At 35.3% G+C, this 24363-nt stretch carries 13 protein-coding genes and 2 tRNA genes; 10 read left to right on the top strand and 5 right to left on the bottom strand.

Going from position 1 to position 24363, the window contains the following annotated elements; all coding sequences use genetic code 11:
• Window positions 1-577: 577 nt before the first annotated feature.
• Window positions 578-2575: an OmpA family protein gene (locus tag FTRAC_RS00890; RefSeq protein ID WP_013452336.1), complete on the top strand. Its 1998-nt coding sequence runs from the start codon at window positions 578-580 to the stop codon at window positions 2573-2575.
• A gap of 138 nt (window positions 2576-2713) precedes the next feature.
• Here the strand turns inward: FTRAC_RS00890 and FTRAC_RS00895 are convergent, their stop codons facing one another.
• Together FTRAC_RS00895 and FTRAC_RS00900 are read right to left on the bottom strand one after the other, a co-directional pair.
• Window positions 2714-3658 (bottom strand): hypothetical protein, encoded by a 945-nt coding sequence (locus FTRAC_RS00895; RefSeq protein WP_013452337.1) that lies wholly within the window; start codon window positions 3656-3658, stop codon window positions 2714-2716.
• A 124-nt stretch (window positions 3659-3782) separates the two neighbouring features.
• A complete protein-coding gene (locus FTRAC_RS00900; RefSeq protein WP_013452338.1) occupies window positions 3783-4469 on the bottom strand; it encodes a hypothetical protein in 687 nt (228 codons plus the stop codon).
• A gap of 272 nt (window positions 4470-4741) precedes the next feature.
• Here FTRAC_RS00900 and FTRAC_RS00905 point away from each other — a divergent pair, with 272 nt between their 5' ends.
• Window positions 4742-5524 (top strand): phospholipase D family protein, encoded by a 783-nt coding sequence (locus FTRAC_RS00905; RefSeq protein WP_013452339.1) that lies wholly within the window; start codon window positions 4742-4744, stop codon window positions 5522-5524.
• Window positions 5525-5919: 395 nt separating this feature from the next.
• The gene (locus FTRAC_RS00910; RefSeq protein WP_013452340.1) at window positions 5920-6948 is read left to right on the top strand and encodes an AAA family ATPase; all 1029 of its coding nucleotides are present in this window, start codon (window positions 5920-5922) and stop codon (window positions 6946-6948) included.
• A 6-nt stretch (window positions 6949-6954) separates the two neighbouring features.
• On the opposite strand, the gene FTRAC_RS00915 is transcribed toward FTRAC_RS00910, so the two are convergent.
• From FTRAC_RS00915 to FTRAC_RS00925, 3 genes are read right to left on the bottom strand one after another with little or no spacing between them, the layout of a single operon-like run.
• The gene (locus FTRAC_RS00915; protein ID WP_013452341.1) at window positions 6955-9378 is read right to left on the bottom strand and encodes a S8 family peptidase; all 2424 of its coding nucleotides are present in this window, start codon (window positions 9376-9378) and stop codon (window positions 6955-6957) included.
• A 19-nt stretch (window positions 9379-9397) separates the two neighbouring features.
• A complete protein-coding gene (locus FTRAC_RS00920) occupies window positions 9398-10210 on the bottom strand; it encodes a hypothetical protein (protein ID WP_013452342.1) in 813 nt (270 codons plus the stop codon).
• 6 nt (window positions 10211-10216) lie between these two features.
• A complete protein-coding gene (locus FTRAC_RS00925; RefSeq protein WP_013452343.1) occupies window positions 10217-14050 on the bottom strand; it encodes a class I SAM-dependent DNA methyltransferase in 3834 nt (1277 codons plus the stop codon).
• A 692-nt stretch (window positions 14051-14742) separates the two neighbouring features.
• Between FTRAC_RS00925 and FTRAC_RS00930 the strand changes: the two genes are divergently transcribed.
• From FTRAC_RS00930 to FTRAC_RS00960, 7 genes are all read left to right on the top strand, one after another.
• Window positions 14743-14817: transfer RNA gene (locus FTRAC_RS00930), tRNA-Glu, on the top strand.
• A gap of 29 nt (window positions 14818-14846) precedes the next feature.
• Window positions 14847-14920 (top strand) — tRNA-Asp (locus FTRAC_RS00935).
• Window positions 14921-15308: 388 nt separating this feature from the next.
• Window positions 15309-16253 (top strand): acetyl-CoA carboxylase carboxyltransferase subunit alpha, encoded by a 945-nt coding sequence (locus FTRAC_RS00940; protein WP_013452344.1) that lies wholly within the window; start codon window positions 15309-15311, stop codon window positions 16251-16253.
• A gap of 104 nt (window positions 16254-16357) precedes the next feature.
• Window positions 16358-17206, top strand: coding sequence for an MBL fold metallo-hydrolase (locus FTRAC_RS00945; protein ID WP_013452345.1), 849 nt, complete (start codon window positions 16358-16360; stop codon window positions 17204-17206).
• Window positions 17207-17718: 512 nt separating this feature from the next.
• Entirely contained in the window at window positions 17719-19626 is a 1908-nt protein-coding gene (locus tag FTRAC_RS00950) for an outer membrane protein assembly factor BamB family protein (RefSeq protein WP_013452346.1), read from the top strand.
• A gap of 605 nt (window positions 19627-20231) precedes the next feature.
• Window positions 20232-21014, top strand: a complete 783-nt coding sequence (locus tag FTRAC_RS00955) for a patatin-like phospholipase family protein (protein WP_013452347.1) — start codon at window positions 20232-20234, stop codon at window positions 21012-21014.
• Between the two features lie 244 nt (window positions 21015-21258).
• Window positions 21259-24114, top strand: a complete 2856-nt coding sequence (locus FTRAC_RS00960; RefSeq protein ID WP_013452348.1) for a M16 family metallopeptidase — start codon at window positions 21259-21261, stop codon at window positions 24112-24114.
• The last annotated feature ends 249 nt before the right edge of the window (window positions 24115-24363 follow it).

The raw sequence follows: 24363 nt of genomic DNA on the forward strand, positions 1-24363 counted from the left end.
TTTTAGCATAGTAGATACGCTAACTCATGGACAAATGTCATGATGCTATTTTTAACAATCTGCTTCTTTATATAGCCTTCTTACTTTTTTCAATACTTAAATCATGAATTTTTTCTGAGATCCTTCTTTAATATCTATGCTATTCTTGCTAGTTAATGGCCCCATCGGGGCCTACATATGGTAACTGAAGACTTTCGATCAATCGAAAGCTCCGTAGGAGCGACCTTATCGGCTACAATCTCTTATTAAAACTCAAATAATTGGCTATGGTTGAATTCTTTTAATGCTCATACACTAATTAGTACATTTTAATTTTTAAAGCTTTTCGCCAATTTATCGAATAATAAGGTCGTTCCTCCGGAACTTTGTAGTGCTTAAGTTGCAACAGTTACCATAAGGTCCTTCCACTGGAACTTAATTCGCTTAATTAATTTCCATTAGCTAGATTCTAGCAGAAGATACATAATCACCAAAAAATCATATTTTTTAAATGATTATCGGCTATATTCGTAATATTATCATGAAAAAATCGCCTTAAAAAGTATTTTATTTAATTAATTTGCACAAAAAACTAATCATGCTTAAAACTCTACCGTTCCTTTTATTTTTATTAGCTACTCAAATAAGCTGGGCACAGCAAGACGTTCCGAAAAGTTTGGGGTCTACAGTAAACTCATCCTATCAGGAAACTAAACCAGTCATATCACCAGATGGAAACACTTTGTTTTTTGCCAGACAGAACTATCCAGAAAATTATGCTGGTTCCAATGACCCTCAGGATATTTATGTATCGGAAAAGCGAAATGGGGCATGGTCTCAGGCTCGAAATATTGGAGAACCCTTGAATGATAAATATCCTAATGGTGTAAGCTCGGTCACGCCAGATGGTAACACAATGCTCATTTTGAATGCTTATAATGAGTATGGCGATGTTCTAGACGGTGCATCTATTTCCCACAGAAAAGGAGGCCGTTGGCAATATCCGCAGATGATTAACATTCAGGAGTTTTACAATTTGAATGATTACATAGACTATTATTTAGCCAATAACGAAAGAACACTATTGCTCGCAATTGAAACAGAAGAAAGCTTTGGTGATCAGGATTTATATGTGAGTTTTAGAATAGACGAAAGAAATTGGTCTAAACCAGTAAACCTGGGTAGGCAAATAAATTCTGCAGCTCCCGAATTTTCCCCTTTTTTAGCAGCAGATAATAAGACATTATTTTTTGCTTCTTATGGACATAATGGCTACGGTGATGCCGATATTTTCTACTCAAAAAGATTGGATGACAGCTGGCAAAATTGGTCGAAGCCTGAGAACTTAGGCACAGACGTGAATACAAAAGAATTTGAAGCTTACTACACCATTGATGCATCAGGGGAAAATGCTTATTTCGTAACCACCAAAGGCAGTATTGCCGGCTCAAAAGATATTTACGAGATGACTTTGCCCTATAAATTCCGACCAGATCCTGTTTTATTGCTGAATGGAGAAGTAGTGGATTTAGCAAGCGGAAATAGGGTAGAGGCGGAAATTGAATTTGTAAACACCAATAATTACGATAAAAATGAAGCGGTCATTTCCAATACTGAAAATGGATTCTCTCATATTTTGGAGAAAGGCGCATTATATCAATACTTGCCCGTGAAAAGAGGCTATGTAGGGATTTTACAATTTCAAGATTTAACCAGGCTAAGCGAATATCTCGAAAAAGAACAAAAGCTTGCCATGCTTCCTATTGCGGTGGGTTCTGAAATCCCTGTACATCATATTACTTTCGTAAATAATGCCGATATTTTCCGTTCAGATGCCTATTATGAACTGGATCGATTTGCTTCTTTACTGCAAAGCAATCCGCAAATGCAAGTAGAGATTATTGGGCATACAGCTCAATTGCCACTGGAAGCGGAAAATGACAGATTATCCTACAACAGAGCCAAAGCCGTAGCGGACTATTTTGAAAAGAAAAATGTGCATCCAGACCGATTAAGAATTAAAGGAGCAGGGCAGAAGCTAGCTTTTTCTTCGAATATGGACGTTGCACTTAAAAATGGTATTGAATTAGAAGATCGGATCACCATCAAAATCATTAGCATGAATTGGGAGAAACCTAAGCCAAAAGATACGGATGAAGATGGAATAATTGACATAGAAGACGATTGTCCTACTTTAGCAGGGGTGGCGGATAATAATGGTTGCCCGGAAATAACGGAAGAAACCAAAGAGGTATTAAAGGAAGCTTTGGAAGGAATTGAGTTTGAGTTAGCTTCTGATGTAATCAGAGCGCAATCTTTGCCTATTTTGGATAAAGTGGTTACGGTAATGCAAGAAAATCCTGATTATAAATTAAAGATTTCAGGACATACGGATAACCAAGGCGATGATGATGCTAATTTATTATTGTCGCATAAAAGGGCACAAGCCACTAAAAAATATTTAATGGATCAAGGTATTGCCATTCTTAGGTTAGATGCCGTGGGCTATGGCGAAATGCAACCTATCGAAAGCAATGATACTGCTGAAGGAAGAGCGAAGAATAGAAGGGTGGAATTTGAGATTGTTTTTGATTAATGCTCCGATGAGAAAGCTGCTACATATCTTGTAGACATACAAGACTAGCTTTTTGTCTCTAGTTAAAGCCACCTATGACAAGATTTTATAGGTGGCTTTAAATTGAAATGAAGTTAAAAATATTAGGTTTCTTTATTCTTAGTTGAAAAAGCTCAAGAGCTGATTCCATAAATCAGGGTGTGCTTTCCAAATATACAGTCCATAGAAGGTCAAAAGCACTACGATCAAAATGCACATCATGAATACATTAAGATAAGTTCTCCAGCTTAAACTACGGTCACCTTTGCTGCTGATGATGAGTTTATCAATGTAAGTGGGGGGAGAATAGTCAGCAGTCAATAGTTTAACTTTATCTCGGCTTTCGCTTTTGATATGCTCCCAATCTTCATTTGTAAGAGCGTATTGATTATTGAAACGATCCCTTTTATCACCTTGATAGGCTAAAATCTCGTCTGGATTGCTATGAGTAGGCAAAACATTCATAATGCCGTAGAAGTACGCATATTCATCCTTAGGAAGGTAAAATTCGGTTAAATGAAAAAGATTACTTTTCTCAAGTGAATTTGGCGGAAAGTCGGGGATAGCTTTTTCTTCAAGGAATTGAAGGAGAGTATCCTTCTTAAATCTTTTGGTTGTAGATTTTAAGTGGATATCCAGATGATGGAAACTGGCCCAGGCTTCACCCGAGCCATCCGTGATGGGTAAAATTCGCGGAGCAGATCGGTATTCATAAATGCTGACAAATTCACTTTTTCTATTTGCTGTTCTGACATTAGTTCCGATATGAAGCTGATGGAAGTCCACCGGGATTTCTTCTAAAAAGCTTTTCTTATGATCTGAGTTGGAAACTTTCGCCACAAGCTCCACAAATCCAGGGCGGGCAGCGGCTATAGTCGATTTATTGGTGACCTTGCGCTGCTGTAGTTTTCGAATTTCTCGAATGATTTCCGACACAATTAACAGCAAGAATGTAACTACAATACTGAACCCCAATGCTACCTCCCAGGGCAAAAAGAAATAGGGCGGAACAATGATGACAAGCAATACAAGACAGCCCACTGGACTAGATGAAGTCTTTTTCATTTTTATAGTAGGAAGATGATGGTATACACAAGTTAGGGGATTTTTTGTAAAACCATGGACATTGGATGCAACACATTCAATTATAAATAAATATGATGCCGTATACTATTATTTGAATGAAAGATCATTCATTCTTTTTGACCCAAAGCGTATAGCCAATTTTTAAGCCCAAAGTTAAATGGGTGACAATGGATTCTCCTTCAAATAAATCAGGCTGTGGAAGCCATTCTACCCAAACTTCAGCGCCCTCTACAGGATTGACCACATCAGTATAGGAGATTGTTCTTTTTGCAAAACCAATACCTCCATAAAAATCAAAATGTAGGCGATCTAATGCAATAAAATTAACGCCTCCTTTAAGATGAGCACCTGTTTTGCGTTTGCTAAAACTTGCGCTTTCATAAGAGATGCCAACATAAGGATCTTCTTGTTGATACCTTCCTGATCCGAAATTGTCTCGCACATTAATATGGAAAAATTCCATAGCGGCATACATAAAATACTCCTTACCTCTATGGAAAAGGTATTTGATTTCAGGCCTCAGTTCGTAATATGCATAATCCTTTCCCCACTTTAAACCATCAATTCTTTTTCTATTGAGTGCATAATTACCATAGCCGAAATCAAAACTATAAGCCCATTTATTCTGAGCAATATATTCCAACCCAACTCTGTGCCGAGGATTATAGGCCAAAAGCGATACTGGCATTACTTTAAAATTTAAGGTATTGTCAATAGTAGGATTCTCTTGCGAAAAGCTATTATTAACCAATAGAATGGATAAAATGATAATAAAAAGGGTCTGCTTCATTTAAGTTGATAGTTTTTGTAAGAGATAGACACTGATTTTGGGTGGAAAGGATGGAAGGGGGATAAATTATTTATGAGAGTTGGTTAATAGCCAAACAAAAAATTATTGCTAAAGGAAAGTCAATTTTATTGTAATTCTAAAGGTTGTTTGATCTTGGAGTATCATAATACTTTACATTTGTATAATTCGAAATGTGGCCAAACTTAAAATTTAAACATTGTTTATAATTATTCTAATGATTTTAGTTGATATATTCACATCAAAAATATTTTATGGCAAAGTTTGTAACAGATGATAACCTCAACAGTGCTATTTCAAATTTAATTGAAGAAGCTAAAGAGACGTTTATTATTATCTCCCCCTTTATAAAGTTGCATGACCGACTACGAAAAAGACTTAATGAAAAATCTAAAGATTACAATTTCATCTTAACTATTGTATTTGGAAAAAATGAAAAGGATTTAAGCAAGAGTTTAAGTATTGAAGATTTAGATTTCTTTAAGTCCTTTCCGAATGTTGAAATTCGGTATGAACCTAAACTTCATGCTAAATATTATGCAAATGAAACTTCTTCAATTTTGAGTTCCATGAACCTTTATGATTACTCTCAAAATAACAATATTGAGTTTGGTATTGTTATGAAATCAGGTAGGTTTTCTGCTGAAGATATTGATTATGATTCTTGGAATTACTTTGACAAAGTGATTGAAAATAGCGAATTGCTTTATGAAAAAATACCTGACACTAAATCAAATACGTTTGGTTTATCCAAAAGCTATAGTGGATCAAGTATTAAAGTTGATTTACTCGATCAGTATTTTAAATCTCCGAAAGAAAATACTAATAAAGTAGGCTATTGTATAAGAACTGGTGAGCAAATACCATTTAACATAAAGCATCCTTTTTCAGAAAAGGCTTTTAAATCATGGTCAAAATATAGTGACCCAAATTATAATGAAAAATATTGTCATTTTTCAGGAGAGAATTCTAATGGTCAAACTTCCTTTTCACGACCTGTATTGCAAAAGTATTGGAAAGAAGCAATATCTGGTTAAAGTGATATATGATATAGTAGATTAGCAATTACATTTTTGTTACATTCAGGTTCATTTTTTACACAAAATATTTTTGTTAATATGTATTTAAAATACACTCTACTTCTCAGGTAATTTTAAAACTTCTATCATTTCTCTAAAATCAGTACCGTTATTTTCATACTCATTTAAGTTGGGTTGGTAGTTTTTAATCAAGTAAATAATCTCTTCATCTCTTATTTCTTCAATATTGAGGTTAATCGAATTCTTTGTCTTGTGGGTTCATATTAATACAGATTTTTAAAACTTCATTAGTTAAATTGTGGTTAGCAATAAAACATAGAAGAATTAAGTGACGATATAAATTAAAATTATAATTAAAATTTCCATCTAAAATATCGTTACTTTGTAGTACAATGAGCCAGTTTGATTACATAAAGGAAATAGCACGCTTTGGTCTGGAAAATGATCAGGAAAGCCTTATGTCTAAATTGAATGAATTAATCGAGCATTCAAAAAAGACCAAAAAGGTTAATTTTGCAATCCAACTGCAGTCTATTCTAAAAGAATCACTTGCCAAGCAAAAGACTAGTGGTTTAACAAAATTTGGCTCAGATGCATATCACCAGCGAATTGAAGATAAAGAACTTAGTGATATAATTCTTGAAAAATTAACTTCTGATTACAGTCTGGATAATCTAGTAGCGGAGGACAAAATTATTGAGCAACTTCATTTTTTTCTTAAAGAACATACTTCAATCAAGCTTTTACAGCAATTTGATTTACCTGTTTCGAATAAAGTCCTGCTTCATGGCCCATCTGGTTGTGGAAAAACATTAGCTTCATATGTGATAGCTGGTGAGCTAAAAAAATTAATGTACGTGGTTAATTTGGGAGCAATAGTTTCGTCCAAGTTAGGAGATACAAGTAAGAATTTAGCAAAATTATTCAGACGAGCAGCCTCTGAAGAATGCATCATTTTTATTGATGAATTTGACTCAATTGGTAAACTAAGAGATTACAATCAGGATCATGGTGAAATGAAAAGAGTAGTAAATACCATTCTGCAGCTTTTTGATTACCTACCCCAAAAAAGCATTGTAATTGCAGCTACTAATCAGAAAGACATGATAGATGAAGCTTTATTAAGAAGGTTTGACCTCAATATTGCTTTCCCTCTTCCCGACACTGATAAGATCAAGGATCTAATAAACTTGACCTTAAAAAGTGGACAATTCCAATTCGACAAACCTAGGTCTGTAAATGCTATCGTTAAAAAAGCCGTTGGCCTATCTTATTATAGTATTCAGAAAACATTAATCACGGCAATTAAGAGAAGTATTTTTGAACAGGATCGCGAAAACAACAAGCCAATTGCTACGCTTATAAATACAAAGCTCTGGAGTGACTTGGTTGATGATGAGAAAATTGCTTTAAATAAATAAAATCAATTACAATTCTAAATCACCCTCTGCCTCAACATCTAAAGTACTAATATTTTCGAGCTCATTGATAGCAACCATCTCATCGTACAATTTATTTCTCTCTTTGCCGTTTTTCAAGGTCTCTTCCACGGTAACCACAATAGAAAAAGGATGCTCAGTATTTTTGTATTGATCGGCTTCAATCAATTGATCATTTATTTGGCAGTGGATTGCCAACTTTAATCGGCAATCTTCATCTTCTAAATTTTTCTTATCTATCAGAAAGCTAATTTTTTGAGTATTGGAAGCAGGAATTGGTTTAGATACATACCTATTATTTTGAGACCAAGACAAAGTAGTTTTTAATTTTGATTCTATCTCATCATTTGTTTTCAAAATATCCTCAGCAGCATGGTTTTTAAAAACTGAAAATGCCATTTGCAAAGGACAGTAGGCTCCTTGGATATCTTTTACAGGATTAAAACTAAAACACAATGTTGCAGTTACTTTCAAAATACCTCTTGTCTTTCCTAAGTCTTCATCAATATAGCCTTCTGGAAAATTTAATGGATAAACTTTTAATTCCTTTTCTTTAATACTATCCTCCAGTATTATGGTGATAGCATTTTCATTTGAATATAAACTCATTTCATCATCAATAAGACCATGACCAGCTGCTTTTGGAATTAACTTTTCATTGCTGGCCTTTATTTGCTTTTTATTTGCACCATTAATGATTAATGCTTTTAAAGTTTGAGCCTTTAATGAGGGATATTCTCTCTGCAACCTAGCTGCCATATTAGCTACAAGCGGAGTAGCAAAACTTGTCCCTAATTGATTGTAAAATCCTTCTGCTGGATTAGCTGACAATAATTCTAATGTAGCGTTTACATCACTTACAATGAAACCTGTAATTTGCTCATAATCTCCTCCTGCCGCAATAACATCAGGACGAAATAAATTCTTATTATCTTTAACAAACTTTTTTGTCCTACTTTTCAAAGCACTTTTCAGGTCAATATGACTGCTTCTACTATACAGTGCTGGCCATTCTCTACCGCTTGAAATTCCCTGGAATGTTCCTCCTCTTAAATTATCTCCAGTCGCCCCCACAATTAGGTTATTCATGCTTTCTGCTGGACTTGACAGGAATGTATTTTCTTCTTCGAAATAGTTGAAATTATAACCTCTATTTTGGTCACTATTAGCAGCAGCATTATTATTTCCTGTGCATATACACAAAAGACAATCATGCTCATGGCTAAATTTATCTAACTCATAAGCATAAGTAGAGTGTGGCTCATTTAATTTCTTAGCTTGTTCAAAACAAGTCACTAAAACAAAAATTTTAATTTCAGGATAGGCTTCTTTTGCCTTGTGCAGAAGGTCTAAAACCCCAAAAATAGATATGAAGCCCTGATTTTCGCTTAAAATTTTAATAGACAGCAAGCGAGCATCAGCTTCAATTTCTCCTCTAAAGTCAACTTCGTAAGGCTTTTTCCCCAAAGCAGCTAAAGCTGCAACAGCAGTACCATGATTAGCACTGTCTTCAAAGGGGCTTTCTGTAGTTAAATTAAAGTTTTTGTCATCAATAATAATTGAATTCAAAGGGGTTGCATTACTAATTCCTGTGTCTAAAATACCAACTACTGGTAAATCACTCTTTGCTGTAACAGTAAAGCCATATTCCCTTTTTGGTATATTAAGTTCACCTGGACCAATTCTGGTTGCCAAAGCAGAAGTGATGCTGTAAATAATATCAAAATTATCTGCTATTTCTGTAGCAGTTTGATCATCTAAATCATAGACCTCTAAGACATTACTATCCTCATTAAAATCATAGCTAATTTCTCTTTCGTTCAGATATTCCAACAGGCTTTCAAATATTTGACCTTCCGTTTCAGTACCTAGCGGAAATTGAAAAAAATCAAGTAACATGATTTTCCCAGCTTCATCAAATCTAGCAATATCCGAGGTAGTCAAAAGCTTAAATTCATCTATGAAAGTAATCCTATTGTCAAACTCAATGGTGGCATCCTGCTTTTCTTCTCTTTCTATAAAGCTTTCAATTTGACTAAAAAAGTATTGAAATTTCTCCTGATCAATGACTGCAAATAGTCCCGTTTTATTAAAATTGGTAAACTTTACATATTCTAAACCATAGTTATCATACCATGCTTTATTATATTTCTTGATTTCAAACTGATCTTGAAAATGGATTTCTATGTATTCTATATAGGCAGGTACTTCAAGTTTATCATTTCTCTGGGCTTCTCTTTCTTTTCTTGCTATTTGGTAGCCTTTCAAAGACCTCTGAAAAGCGTCAGCCATGGGCTGGTAATTTTTTTCTTCCTCTTCATCACTATTGCCACCGCCATAATTAAATTTATGTGTGACAACAGGGTCTGCTTGTTTTTTAATATTAAGGGATAGATGGGGTTTTTTGGTCATGATTGTAAATTTTATAGAATTACTGTATGCTCTCTAATTCAACTAATTGGCGATATACTATTAACCCTAATTCGCTTAATTCAATATCAAACCATTCATTGACGTCATCTCTTGAAATTATTTTTATAAGTTCAAAGTCAATGAAAAAGTCTAATTTCTCACTTTCTCTTGCATTAAACCCCTCTTTTTTTAAAGATTTCCTTGCTATTTCAAGGAAGGTTTTTTCCTTGCCATCTTCAATAATTTTCTGTACTACTTTTTGTGTTTTATTGATTCCAGGATCTTTAGATAACTTTTCTGTTTCTTTATTAGCATCTTTATTTTTACCAATAAAAACTCCTTTGTCGTCATCTGTTTTGCTCTTAGCAAGCTTTTCTTCTAATGCCTCCAATTCATCTTCTACTCTTATCCTTGCTTCCTTTTCTTTTTCAAATCGTATTTGAATAGCCTCTAATCTTTTTTCAAGATTTTCATGTACTGATTTTTTAACAATTGATTTTGAATCTGTTATTTGATATATCCAAGGGCTTAGTCTTTTTTCAAATAAATTAACAATCAATCTTGATAGATTCATTAAGATGTATGTAGTAATCAAAACTGCAAACGTCCACAGTATATTGATTGATAAATCCACCAAGAATTCATGATTTTCGTAGTATGACTCTATGAATTTTATTTTTTCTTTTAGTGAATATTCATCATCAAAATTGAATAAACTGTAAATCAAGTCCCAATTTCTAATAAGCCATACAGCTAAATAAGTCCCCAAGAAGGGATTCGATATTCGCTCTTTGAAATTATCTTTAAACGATATAAATGTATCTTTTATCATTTTAGCTTATTTTATACCCCCTTCCACTATCTTAATCTCCTCTTCCGTCAACCCATACAATTCATAAACCATCTGGTCTATGTCTTGCTCTAAAGAGGTGGTGTCAGCTGTAGGGTTCTGCTCTTTTAAATCAATGATTTTTGATACTACAGTTTCGATATCTACACTAATGATATCAATTATAGGAAAATTCTTAAAATAACGATAACTAGGCTCATAAAAATCACCCCTAAGCTTTGGAAGGATTGATTGAAATAGAAAATAGGAAAGTTTACTATTTAAAATCCCTAAGAAGGTTAAACTAAACTTAGTGATAATAAAACATTTTTGGTTCGTGTAAAAATCTAATTTATCTAATGTGAATTCTGGTCGTTTACAAATGTTGGGATATATGATTTTATATTTTTCAAATTCCTCATAATAATCTACTGCATCTTGAATTTCATACCATTTATACGAACCTGTCTTTCTTCCATGCCACGATCCTTCGTGATTTTTAGGCTTTGGTTCTAATTGATTACGAAACTGTTCTAAATATCTTAAAATAGCAGGGTAATTTTTTATATCAATTCCTCTCCTAGAAAATATTAGATATTTATTTGTTTCTGGTTTTTGATATCGTTTGATATCTCTACCGGCTAAAAATGGCTTAATTATCTCTTCACTTTTAGGATCCTCTGCAATCAGATTATCTCTAATAGCCGCATCAATCACAAAAGCTTCATTTAGTCCAGTTTTTATTCCATAATATACCTGTTCATCTACATATTCTCCAAGTGGTTTGCCTTTTGTTCTGAGTTTTACCATTAATTTTTGAACTTTACTGTCAGAAAGTGTCCAGCCTTGACTTGAAAGTTCCTCAGTTAATACTTCTATTTTATTTTTTTCGGCATATTCAACTAAGTTAGTATCAAACTTTAGAGTGCTGACATTAAGCGCTTCAAAAGCTCTCACTGCATCAGATTTTTTTAGTTCAATAATTAATGGATAGGTAGTCGCTTCTTGAAAAACAGCTAAGTCTCCAAAATCTAGCAATCTTTCAATTTGATATTTTTGTAGAAATCCTCGTAGCTTCTTACCATAGCTTGCACGCATCCATTTATTTGGAATAATAAAGGTAAATGCACCATTTTTTTGTAGTAGCCTTAAAGCTTGTTCAACAAAATAAACATAAAGGTCAGCAGTTCCAGTAAACGTTGAATAAGTTGAAGATAAGTAGGGTTTTATCCCTGATAGTTCTTCTTGTCTAATGTAAGGCGGATTCCCAATCACCACATCAAACCCAATAAAACTCCCTTCATCATCCAAAACTTCAGGAAACTCAAATCGCCATTCAAAAGCATTTTCATAAATCGCATTGCTTTTAATTTCCTCTATAGCAGTTTCCAGCTTATTGATATCCGTTTCTAGTTTATCAATCTGCTTTTTGCGCTTTTTCTGCTCAGTTTTGGAGACTTCAAACAAACCTTGTTGCATAGTGAGGTTATATAATTCACCAGCTAATTTGGCTTTACGCTTTATTTTGGGGTCATTTTTATTAATCTCTGTGCGGAAATCGCTTTTAATATCATTGATCAAGCGCTCCATGTCCCGCTTCTCATCCTTGCTTACTGCATTGCGGTAACTATCTACGGCATTTCGGTAAGTGCTGATATTCCACTTGCTTTTCTTTAAAGCCTTGCTTAAATCTTCATCTAATCCAAAACGGCTAATCAGTGAGTTGCCTGTTTTAATGTTAATGTCAATATTAGGTAGGGTTTCCAATTCCCTTATTTCATAATCAGCATCACAAACGAGAGAGGAGTTTTGCACCCTGTCAGCACGCTTATAATACGCACTTTTCAACAACTCTATCCAAAGCCGTAATCGGCATATTTTCACCGAATTGGGGTTAATATCTACCCCGAACAAGCATTTTTCAATCAGTTCCTGTTTTTCATGGAACAGGGCTTCCTGCATTCGTTGGCTATTGTCATGGGTAGGCTGGTAGGTAAACAGCCTATCCTCCAAATCAGTAATAATCAGTTCATCATTTTCTATGCTAATTTGATAATCACTAAGCGGTCCACCATTTCTATCACAAAGTATGCTCAATTCATGTTTAATGGCTATCAATTCGTTTAAAGCCGATACCAAGAAATGCCCAGAACCCACAGCAGGATCACAGATTTTCAATTCGTTTATCAATTGATTGGCTTGCGTTCGCACGGCTTTTCTACCCAAATTACCCTGCTTTATTTCCTCATGCAAGTCTTCTTTTAGCTCACCAAAATCTTTGCATTTCCAGTCGTAATGAGTGTTGAATTTCTCCACCACCGCTCTTCTGATGGTTTCTCGGCACATATACATCGTGATAAAACCAGGAGTAAAGAATGAGCCGTCTTTATAGCCATTAATCTTTTCAAATATCAAACCTAATACAGAGGCATTGATCAGTTTTTTATTTTCCTCCTGTATTTCTTCTGAACCTTCACTGCTAAAATCATAGGATTCCAGAAAAGCGAAGAGATATTCCAGAATAGGTAGTTCTCCTGTTCTTTTTTTGCCACTACTGTCTTTCAGTACTGTGCTACGGTAAATGGGTATAGTTTCCGTAGCATCAAGCGTATCAATGTGTAATGCACGGTTTTCTAGTTCATTGGCTTCAAAAAGGCTGGAATTCAGATAAGGTACTTTAGCAAAAGCTTCTTGAAAAGAGGGTTTTCTTTTATCGGTGGGTACGGCCAGTACGTTGAAAAATAAATCTGCTAGTTTATTGAAATTGCCTATCCGTTTCAAACTCAGAAAGGAATAGCTTTTATCTCCTTGGTTGTAGTCAAGTAATTGCGCTTCCAATAGCTTTAAGAATAGAATACGGTTTAGCCACGTAATCACCAACTGTAATCCCACGTTGAACAAACGCTCCTCCGTGTTTTTACCGTACTGTTGTGGATTGTCTAGCCGGTGCAACTCTCCACGGCTTTCCAGTTTAGAGATTACCGATTCCAGTAGCGTACCATAAATTCTTTCTTTCTCAGGTCTTCGTTGTATAAGTTTCTTTCCCTTTTCCTGAAATTCCTCCAATCCCATGAGGTAGAGTAATTCATTATAAAAGCCTTTATCTAAGGAATTGCTATCATTAGCAAAAGGCAGTTTAAGCAAATGCTCAGGAGAAAGCAGTTTGTAAAGAACAATCAACTTGCTATCATGCTCTTTACTACTTTTCAGTGCCTTATCGTAGTCATTAATATTGAAATAAGTAAAGCTGATTTCATTTTCTACTGCTTCTATAGCTGGTTTCGCTATTTCTTTATAGAAATGCTCCGTATTGGTAGCGGAAAGCGTACCCGCTTCAAATTCCTTAAATTTACTGACCAGTTTTTTATCCCGTGCAAAAAGGGTGTCGAATAGGTGCGCATCAAATATGAACCATTCGTGTATGTTCGTAATCACTAAATGGCGCACCTCCGTATTGTCTTGCGTAATCCGTTCTCTAAGGAAATACAATACCAATTCCTGCATGGCTTTAGTGTTGATTCTATCCTTTAGAGGCATTTCTGTTTTGTTGGTAGGGCTTTTGGCTTCAATAATCACCCCTACAGAACTCTTAGTGTTCTTACCATTATGAATGACCTGATCGTTACGGCCTTTCGTATTGATGTAGTAATCGGGTGCGTAATAGGTGTTCTTTAAAAAATCGGCTATAATATTCTTATGAAATTCCTCTGATTCCCCCTCTTTAATCTGCTCCAAAAGCGAAGAAAGCTGCTGTTTAAAGCTGTCAATCTGTGAACGATTGGGTTTAACTTTCAGAAAAGCCTTATTCAGGGATTTACGGGGAGTCAGAATGTTATAAGTCATAAGCGTATAAAATGGGTACTAAGGTTCAATCAACCTTTAAATTAAGGGAATTTGTTGGGAATTAGGAGTAAGTTTAGATAAGAAATTCATATTTATAAAATTCAAGGTCTATTTAGATTGCAAATGTAGTACAGTACAATAGGTTATTTGTCTATAGATATCTAAAATCCGAATCAAGAATATTCGGATGAAAATTGTGTGCTTGCCTGTTACTGGTGCAATAATGCCAAAACCGATGAGTTTACAGCAAAAGAATTCAAGCCGATAGGAGAGGCGATCGGCAAGGTTTTGAGTAGTAGATTACCAAAAAATTGAAAATGCTAAAAAATATTCCCTATTCGAATATGGAATATTCTTTAAATGATAGCACTAACCGAAATGTCGGACATTTTTCATGTCAGACATTCTTGTTTTTTCTGGCGGATTAATGTCCGACTTTTGCAAAGTCTGACATAAGCACAGAATTCTCTTTGAGCGATAAAGGATGACTAAGTACTCATACTGCGTAGGATTAACGAAAACAGAAAATTTATTTTTCATCAACTAAAGAACTGATATTCAACCTTATCTTTATTTGTAGCCTGATTTTATGCAAAATTTTTCAAATTATTTTACCCGAAGGTTTTGCAATTAAAAATTATGCGCCTACATTTGCATCACCTTATCGGAAAGACGGTAAGCAAAACACATTTTGGTCTGGTAGTTCAGTTGGTTAGAAAGTCCCGACTTCATCGGGAAGGTCGCCAGTTTGAGTCTCGTCCAGACAATAATAAAAACGAGACATAATTGACATTTTGGTCTGGTAGTTCAGTTGGTTAGAATGCCTGCCTGTCACGCAGGAGGTCGCGAGTTCGAGTCTCGTCCAGACCGCTTTTAAGCCCTTAGATTAACTTCTAAGGGCTTTTTTTATGTGTGGTTTTTAAAGGTTAATTGAATATAGAGATAATTAATTCGAGTATCACATAGGCATTCTTTACAATATTTTTAGGCCTCAGCATTCACTGTAGTTCTAAAAAATAACCTTGGGTATTTTCCTTTGTGTTCTCATGTTACTTTTGTGGTTAAAATTTAGTGTTGTTAACCTCTACGCTTTAAAGCTCACTTTTGAACTAGGCTTTTTTTGTTTGCACTCTTTTCAGTTAGTTTCCCTCAATTGTTATTATCTTTGTTCTTTTGGAAAGATGATGGGAAATTGATTAAATTTAATGAAGCTTCCAGAATAAATATTAATTTTACATTTATTAAAAATACTAAAATAATGCTTTTGGAATTCGAACAACCTATAGTTGAATTAGAAAATAAATTGGCGGGGATGAAAACATTGGCTGAAGAAAGCGATGTGGACATATCTGATGCCATCAAAAAACTTGAAGATAAAATTGTGTCCTTAAAGAAAGAGACTTTTCAAAATTTAACCCGATGGCAAAGAGTTCAGTTGTCTCGTCATCCTGACAGACCCTATACACTAGACTATATTTACGAAATCACAGACGACTTTGTGGAATTGCATGGTGATAGATCAGTAAAGGATGATAAAGCCATGGTGGGTGGTTTCGGTACTGTTGACAATCAGACTTTTATGTTTATTGGTCAGCAAAAGGGTAGAAATACCAAGCAACGTCAAATGCGGAATTTCGGGATGGCAAATCCTGAGGGCTATAGAAAAGCCTTAAGGCTCATGAAAATGGCCGAAAAGTTTAATAAACCTATCGTGACTTTCATTGATACGCCAGGTGCATTTCCAGGGCTTGAAGCAGAAGAAAGAGGGCAGGGGGAAGCTATTGCCAGAAACCTGAAGGAAATGTTTATGTTGAAGGTGCCTGTGATCTGTATCATCATAGGTGAAGGTGCATCAGGTGGTGCTTTAGGTATTGCCATAGGAGACAAAGTGTTGATGTTGGAAAATACCTGGTATAGCGTTATCTCTCCTGAATCTTGCTCTTCTATTTTATGGAGAAGCTGGGATTATAAGGAACAAGCAGCCGAAGCTTTGAAATTAACGGCTCCAGATATGTTAAAAAACAAATTGATAGACGGTATCATACCAGAACCACTGGGAGGAGCACACACTAATTTGAAAATGGTGGCTGAAGAAGTGAAAAAAACCATTTTGAAAAATTTTAAAGCATTGGATAAAAAATCAGTTGAGAAAAGAATAGAAGAAAGAATGGATAAATTTAGTGCCATGGGCGCAGTTAAATAATAACTAAACACCATTCATGATAATGGCTTTTAAGAATGTATAATTTAGCATTTTTAAAAGCCATTTTTTTTATACCTTGAATTTAAAATGAAAAAAGAAGATTTATGAATTTACATATTATAGAAACCGGATTTTTTAAATTGGATGGTGGTGCCATGTTTGGGGTAGTGCCCAAATCCCTATGGTCGCGAACTAATCCAGCTGACGAAAATAATATGTGCACCTGGGCCATGCGGTGTATGGCCATTGAGGATGGTGATCAACTCATATTGATTGACAATGGAATAGGAGATAAGCAGAGTGAAAAATTCTTCAGCCACTTCTATTTACATGGTGATGCCAGCCTTGATGGTTCATTGAAGAAAGCAGGTTTTTCAAAAAATGATGTAACGGATATGTTTCTGACCCATTTGCATTTCGATCATTGCGGAGGCGGAGTAAAATGGCAAGATGATGAGCATACCAAACTTGATATAGAATTTAAAAATGCCAAGTATTGGAGTAACCAAGATCATTGGAAATGGGCAACCGAGCCCAATGCAAGGGAAAAAGCCAGTTTTCTAAAGGAAAACATTATGCCTATGCAGGAAAGTGGTCATTTACACTTTGCCGATAAAGGCAAGCCTTCTCCTTTCTCTCAATTTGATATTTTATATGCAGATGGCCATACGGACAAGCAAATGGTACCTAAAATAAAGTATAAAGGCAAAACCATTGTATTTGCTGCGGATTTATTGCCCTCTGTAGGGCATATCCCTTTGCCTTATGTAATGGGCTATGATACACGACCATTATTAACCCTAAACGAAAAAGAGAAATTTTTGAAAGAAGCAGCTGATAATGAGTATATCATCTTTTTAGAACATGATGCTCACAATGAATGCTGTACAGTGAAGCATACTGAAAAAGGAGTGCGCCTAGATCAAACGTTCAAGTTGTCGGAAGTTTTATAAAAACAAGTGCGCAAATCCAAATATGCTTATTCTTTTTGTTGAGTTGAAATTTGAAGCCAGCCAGTTCAGCGCTGGCTTTTATTTTTTTATGGATAGTACTTCATTTCCACTAAAGTAAGTATAAGAATCAATCCGAAATTCTGGGGAGATGAGGGATTTAGAATCTTATCTGTACTTTGGAGTTGTCGCTTTTAACAAAGTACATCATCCTATGTTATGGCTTCCTTTCCTAGAAAAATAAAATACTTCAAGTAAAGCAAGAATACAAAATAGGATTCGATATGATACAAGGCTTAACTTCTTTCCTACCATTAAGCTAACCCTAAGATTAAATAATACTATAAGCTAGATGTCCGTTTTTTACAATAATCTATGATTAATTATATTTAGATTAACGGATTGAAAATTTTTTAAGATGAAATGAGCCAATTTCCCCTGATTTTTTGTATGTCATAGTAAGAAAAAACCAATTTCAGTTTAAATAAATTATAAACTAACTACTACTTAAAACCATGATTAAACAACTACTTTATTCAATCACACTGTGTTCAATTGTTTTGTTTGTTTCTTGTAAATCACAAGAAGTAACCTTTAGAAAAGTATATGAGAAGGAGATGCCTGAGAGTGCTTCAGCTACAGCAAGTATCAAAACTGACGGAAGTTATATTTTTGGACTTGAAGAACAACCTACTGGCTTTGGTTCACCTAGTGCTTTCACAATTGACGGAGCAAGTGGAGAAACAAAATGGGTCAAAAAGCAAAAAGAATTGTCGCCTACAAAAGGACAATATGAAAGATCATTCTGGTCTTGGCCCAACAACGTACTGCTGGTATTTACCAATACGGGTTTCAACAATAATCCCGGCTTATCTGGTCTGGATATCACTACTGGTGAAGTTTTATTTTCTATAGAAGCAGAAGGCTATGGTGGTGACTGGGAACAACGTGTTATAAATTTGCATTCTGCCGGAATATTTTGCTTGTCAACCGATGCTGGACTTTATGCTTTTGATATGAGGAGCGGAAAGGAAGTATGGTCAAGACCGGAATTTACGGGTGGACTATGGGATAAGGAGTATGGCTCCGATATGAGTTTCCAATATTTTGATGAAACGGGGCAATTTTTCTTTGCTCACAATGAAGATTTGTATGCTATCAACCCAAAAACTGGTCAGAATATATGGGAAATAAAAGGCGCAGATATCGGGTCGCTCGACAATGCAGATATCTTCTTAGAAGAGGGGCTTGCTTTATTTTTTGGACCAGAGAATGAAAGTTTAGGGAAAGACATTGCTGAATCGGTGATACGTGATACTCAAGCTGGAAATACCATATTGAATGCTGCAGAAAGCGGTTTGGTAAAAGATGATATCATTTTTGTAGATCTCAAGAATGGTAGTGTGATGAATAGAAGTGAATTTTATACGAATGGAAATGACACGCGTCTAATCCATGAAGATAAAGTGATTGTGTCTGGCATTACGCTTAATGTCTTCGATAGAAATACTGGAGAGCGGATATGGCAAAATATTGATTCTGATCGATTCGAGACAGAATTAGGCTTGAAAGCGCTAGGCGTTCTGACGGGGGTTGATTTAACCATTGGCAATCAAGAGAAAATGGCCAATATCATTGCCGACAATAATATCTATTCTTTTTATCCAGAGGTACTTGAAAACTCTCTGAAAAAAGATGAAATCTCACTTCGTAAATATGTTTTAGATACTGGTGAAGAACTATGGAAGACTGATATCAAGAAAGTAAACGTAAAATATGTTTTAGGAGCGGAAGGTGTATTATTTGTGATCGGTTCTACAGACGGTTTTATCCCAAAACCAATCATAATGGCTTATGATGCTAGAGACGGGAAGAAACTCTATGAAATAGATGATATAAAAGCCTCTAGTATTTCAGATGTATTGGCAACGGATGGTCGGATCTATGTTCGTTCCTATCCTTGGCAACTTCAGGCTTTCGATTTAAGAATGGGAAAAGAAATACCCCTAACTGTGCCGGCTAGAAACCCATATGATATCCGTCTTTATAACAATGATTTGCTAGTGACTTATGGTGCAGGTACCAATAAGACCTTTTTTATGGCACACAACCCAGCTGATTTTTCCGTGAAGAACAGAATGGAATTGCCTAAGTCATTTAAGAATTATGACTATAGAGGCAATACATTCTTCATGTATGACCTCGATACCGATGAAGGCTCACGAGGCATTATAGCAATTGATTTAGAGAAATGGATTATGAAAGGCTATTTATTAAATAAACAGTCGGGTTCTTTTACCACCACTTCCGGAGGGCAAACGGAAAATCAGGTTTATAAAGATTACCATCTGTTCTTAATGCCAGACGGAAAATATATCTATGAACTAGATGAAGATATGGTTAGGAAATTTGTGGTAGAGTAGGAGCTTATAATTAATGCACAATTTGATTAATGCTCTCGGAGTATATTCTAAGGGGATGTGAATAGCATTCCCTTTTTTCTTGCGGCTTTATAACGACAAACATCATTTAAACCTTATAAATGTGATTCATATTTTCTGATCCAGATCATTTAGTACACTTTTATAGCTTTATCTTGTTTTATGTAGGGTCTGATTAAAAAGTCTGAGGTGCGTCAGATACAATCGGACGAAGTGAAGATGTTTAACTCATTCCTCAATCTTCGGCCGTGCAGTAGATGGCGTGCCTGAGGCTAAAGCACTAGAAAATCCAATTTTGATTTTCTAGTGCAAAAGTAGTGAGTGTTTTCCACAAAAAGTCTTGCACCTACTTAAAAACTATTTCACAATACTCCTCTCGAAAATACTCTTTTCAATTTATTTTTTAAGTTTGCTGTTTTTAAGCAAACCCTATGTAACATGATACCCAAATAAGTGTTAATAGAGTTAGTCAATGTGAAATGGTTTAATTCATCAACTCTAATGGATAAAACCAGGCTGAATATTGTATTTAACCTTCAATGAAGACGGGTTCAGTACATCTTTTATAACTATAGTTTAGATTAAATATGAAAATAGGATTGGCACTTTCCGGGGGTGGAGCACGAGGTTTTGCTCATTTGGGTATAGCTCAGTACATGTATGAGCAAAATATTCGTCCTGATATGATAGCAGGTACAAGCGCAGGTGCCATTGCAGGTGCATTTTTGGCAGCTGGATATGAACCTAAAAGAACCATGGAGATTATTTCCGACATCAATTTCCTGAAATTTTTCAGACCTGCCATGTCATGGTCGGGCTTGGTGAATCTGGAGAAAATATCAGATCTTCTTTTAGAGTACTTTCCTGATAATTCATTTAAGAGCTTCAAGATTCCGCTTATTATCTCTACCACAAATTTTACCAAAGGGGAAAATGTCAATTTTGAATCAGGTGAATTAATAAAGCCGCTTTTGGCTTCTGCCAGTATCCCTATTATTTTCAAACCAATTCTTATTGGAGAAGACTCATTTGTAGACGGAGGCGTTACCAATAACCTTCCTGCAAATGTTTTAAAACCTCATGTTGATTTCACTATTGGCGTTAATTGTAATCCTGTAGGTACGTCCAATCCCAATGCTGGAATGAAAGATATGATGGAGCGGACGATGTTGATGATCATCAATTATCAAACAAAAGACCAGGCTAAATTATGTGATATCTTTATTGAACCGCAGGACCTCACTCAATACAAGGTTTTCACACTTTCGAAAGCTAAGGAGATATATGAAATAGGGTACGAAAGTGCTAAAGAGACTTTTTCTAACTTAGCTGAAGATCATCCATTAAAGGAGCTTTCTAAAGCTGTTTGAATTAATTGAAATAAGTTGTTTGCACCATATTTGATTCACTCGTAAAGTGTGTAAAGACTGTCATTCCGTTGAAGAAAGGAATCTAGCCTAAAACATTAAGTAGAAATGAGAACCTCTCCAAAGCTCTTATTTATCTTCAATCCTCATACCATTTAACCGTTTTCTTTTCCGCTGGTATAGAATCAATTCGTTTATTAGTTATAAAGTGATTTTCTTAACTACCAAATTAAACTTAATACAAAATATGAGAAAATTATCAACTTGGTCATTATTACTATTTATTGGTATTATGGCAGCTTGCCAACCAAGCGAAAAGACAGACGATAAGGCGGAATTGTCTATCGATTTTGAGAAGTATGTACTGCCAAATGGATTGGAAGTGGTGCTACATGAAGATAAGTCGGACCCGATTGCTGCTGTGGCAATTCAAATGCATGTAGGTTCAAGCCGAGAAAAACCGGGTAGAACTGGTTTTGCACACTTTTTTGAGCATATGTTGTTCCAGAAATCAGAAAATGTAGAAGAAGGAGCCTTCTTTAAAAACATCAATGATTTAGGTGGTACTTTCAATGGCGGAACCTGGACAGATGGTACCGTGTATTATGAAGTAGTTCCTAAAGATGCTTTGGAAAGAATTCTATGGATGGAAGCTGACAGAATGGGATTTTTCATTAATGCAGTTACTAAAAAAGATTTAGAGGATGAAAAGCCTGTTGTGCAAAATGAGAAAAGACAAAGAGTAGATAACCAGCCTTATGGTCATAGAAGTTATGTGATCAAAAAAGCTTTGTATCCTGAAGGTCATCCATACAATTGGGAAGTAATCGGTGAATTAGAAGATTTACAAGCTGCTACTTTAGACGATGTAAAGGAATTTTACAACAACTGGTATGGCCCTAATAATGCAACTATTGTTGTTGCAGGTGATTATGACAAAGAGCAAGTGAAAGCTTGGATCGAAAAATACTTTGGAGAAATTGAGTCTAGAGGTAATGACGAGGTGATGTCACCAAAGCCAGTAACCTTAGAAGAAACAAAGAAGCTGTATCATGAAGATGATTATGCTAAAGTGCCTGATTTAAGATTGGTTTTCCCTACAGTTGAGCAGTATCACCCAGATTCTTGGGCTTTATCGGCTTTAGGAGAAATTTTAAGTCAAGGGAAAAGAGCTGTTTTATACAAAAAATTAGTAGAAGAAACAGAATATGCGCCAAGCGTATTTGCCTACAATAGCTCAAGCGAATTAGCAGGTGAATTTAATATTGGTATTAGAGCAAAAGACGGAGTGGATTTAGATTCTGTTTATGTAGCTGTTCAGGAAGCAATGGACGAATTTGAAAAAGAAGGCTTTTCAGAGAAAGACTTACAGAGAATTAAAGCCAGACAAGAAACGAGCTTCTACAATGGTATTTCAAGTATTTTAGGTAAAGCTTTCCAATTAAGTAGCTACAACGAATTCAAAGGAAACCCTGGTTACATCACAGAAGACATCAACAATATTTTAGCTGTTGAAAAAGAGGATGTAATGCGTGTTTATAATGAATACATAAAAGACAAACCAGCCGTTATTACAAGTTTTGTACCGCAAGGTCAATTGGAATTAATTGTGGATGGTTCTGAAAGAGCAACTGTTAAAATTGAAGAGGTAAAGCCAATGGAAGAAGCAACCATGGCAGATGCTGATCAGGATGCTGAGTATACCAAAACGCCAAGTGAAATTGATAGAAGCAAGGAACCAGCTTTGGGCGATATGCCTTTAATTACGCCTCCTACTATTTATGAAACCAAGTTAGCGAATGGAATGGAGATTTTAGGTATTCAGAATGATGAATTGCCTTTAGTGAATTTCAGTATCAGATTAAAAGGCGGTGGATTATTGGATGATCCTAATAAGCCAGGTATAGCAAATCTAGTAACTGACATTATGCAGGAGGGTACTAAAACCAAAACTCCTGAGGAATTGGAAGATGCTATTGGGCAGATAGGTGCTAACATTGGCATGTACACTGGCAATGAAGAAATCGTAATTTATGGAAACTGTTTGGCTCGTTATTTTGATGAGACAGTTGCCCTAATAGAAGAAATGATATTAGAGCCTCGTTGGGATGTAGATGAGTTTGATAGATTACAAAAATCTCAAATCAACAGCATTAAACAACGAAATGCAAACCCTAATGCAATCGCCTCTATCGTAGCTAATAAAATCACTTATGGTGAGAATCATATTTTCGCTAAACCATTGAGTGGAACATTAGAATCTGTAGAGTCTATATCTATTGACGATTTGAAAGGCTATTATGAGAAAAACTTCTCTCCAAGTGTTGCGGCAATGCAAATTGCAGGAAGCGTTACACAAGAGCAAGTGAAAAAAGCACTTTCAGGTTTGAGCGAGAAATGGGAATCAAAAGAAGTTTCTTTTCCTGAGTATGAAATGAAAGGTGTTGACGAAGAAGGAAAAATCTATTTTGCTAATTTCGCTAACGCAAAGCAATCTGTTATCAGAATGCAAAGATTGGCAGTAGAAAGAAGCAATCCTGATTATTATCCATTGAGTGTTGCAAATTATGGTTTAGGTGGCAATTCAGGTGGTAAACTTTTCCAAGTTTTAAGAGAAGAAAAAGGTTATACCTACGGAGCTTATTCTAATATTAGTTCTAGCACACAGAAAGCGCCATTTGCAGCTTATTCTAGTGTTAAAACAAATACTACGCCTCAATCAGTTGCTACTTTTAAAGAAGTAATAGAAGATTATAAGCAAAATTATGATTCAGCTGAATTAGAAAAAGCAAGAACTGCTTTAATCAGAAAAGAGGCTAGAGAATATGAAACTTTAGGTCAAAAGCTGAATGTTTTACAGCAAATATCTTCTTACGGATTGCCAAAAGATTTCATTAAACAAAATCAAGAGGAGCTTAAAGCCTACACCGTGGAGGATATGAAGAAAATCATGGATCAGTATATGAATGTTGATCAAATGAATTATATCATTGTGGGTGATGCGGAAACGCAATTAGAAGGTGTGAAAGCTTTGAATATCAAGCAAGTTGTTAAAGTTGATGAGGATGGAAATCCTGTCGATAACAAAATTGAATCAATGTAAATTGGAAGTTAAATTGATTATGTAAAGGCTGGGATGATTCATTCCAGCCTTTTTTTTGTTTGTTATATATTCACTGATGCTGTACATATTTTAATCAAAGATTAAAATGATAAGATCCCTGCCTTCGCAGGGGTGACGTTCTGTGGTTCTGAAGTGCTTAGGTGCAAGGCTATCAGTTAATATTTCTATTATAGTGAAGTAGTCAACATAAACCCTAACATTTGAATTGAAGCTGCTTCATTTTTGCTA

Origin of the sequence: Marivirga tractuosa DSM 4126 (genome assembly GCF_000183425.1) — a bacterium.
Classification (GTDB): domain Bacteria; phylum Bacteroidota; class Bacteroidia; order Cytophagales; family Cyclobacteriaceae; genus Marivirga; species Marivirga tractuosa.

Coding starts and splice junctions, on each gene's coding strand:
- FTRAC_RS00900 (WP_013452338.1), bottom strand. CDS start 4,469: ATGAAGCAGACCCTTTTTATTATCATTTTATCCATTCTATTGGTTAAT.
- FTRAC_RS00905 (WP_013452339.1), top strand. CDS start 4,742: ATGGCAAAGTTTGTAACAGATGATAACCTCAACAGTGCTATTTCAAAT.
- FTRAC_RS00915 (WP_013452341.1), bottom strand. CDS start 9,378: ATGACCAAAAAACCCCATCTATCCCTTAATATTAAAAAACAAGCAGAC.
- FTRAC_RS00955 (WP_013452347.1), top strand. CDS start 20,232: ATGAAAATAGGATTGGCACTTTCCGGGGGTGGAGCACGAGGTTTTGCT.
- FTRAC_RS00950 (WP_013452346.1), top strand. CDS start 17,719: ATGATTAAACAACTACTTTATTCAATCACACTGTGTTCAATTGTTTTG.
- FTRAC_RS00960 (WP_013452348.1), top strand. CDS start 21,259: ATGAGAAAATTATCAACTTGGTCATTATTACTATTTATTGGTATTATG.
- FTRAC_RS00890 (WP_013452336.1), top strand. CDS start 578: ATGCTTAAAACTCTACCGTTCCTTTTATTTTTATTAGCTACTCAAATA.
- FTRAC_RS00925 (WP_013452343.1), bottom strand. CDS start 14,050: ATGACTTATAACATTCTGACTCCCCGTAAATCCCTGAATAAGGCTTTT.
- FTRAC_RS00940 (WP_013452344.1), top strand. CDS start 15,309: ATGCTTTTGGAATTCGAACAACCTATAGTTGAATTAGAAAATAAATTG.
- FTRAC_RS00895 (WP_013452337.1), bottom strand. CDS start 3,658: ATGAAAAAGACTTCATCTAGTCCAGTGGGCTGTCTTGTATTGCTTGTC.
- FTRAC_RS00945 (WP_013452345.1), top strand. CDS start 16,358: ATGAATTTACATATTATAGAAACCGGATTTTTTAAATTGGATGGTGGT.
- FTRAC_RS00910 (WP_013452340.1), top strand. CDS start 5,920: ATGAGCCAGTTTGATTACATAAAGGAAATAGCACGCTTTGGTCTGGAA.
- FTRAC_RS00920 (WP_013452342.1), bottom strand. CDS start 10,210: ATGATAAAAGATACATTTATATCGTTTAAAGATAATTTCAAAGAGCGA.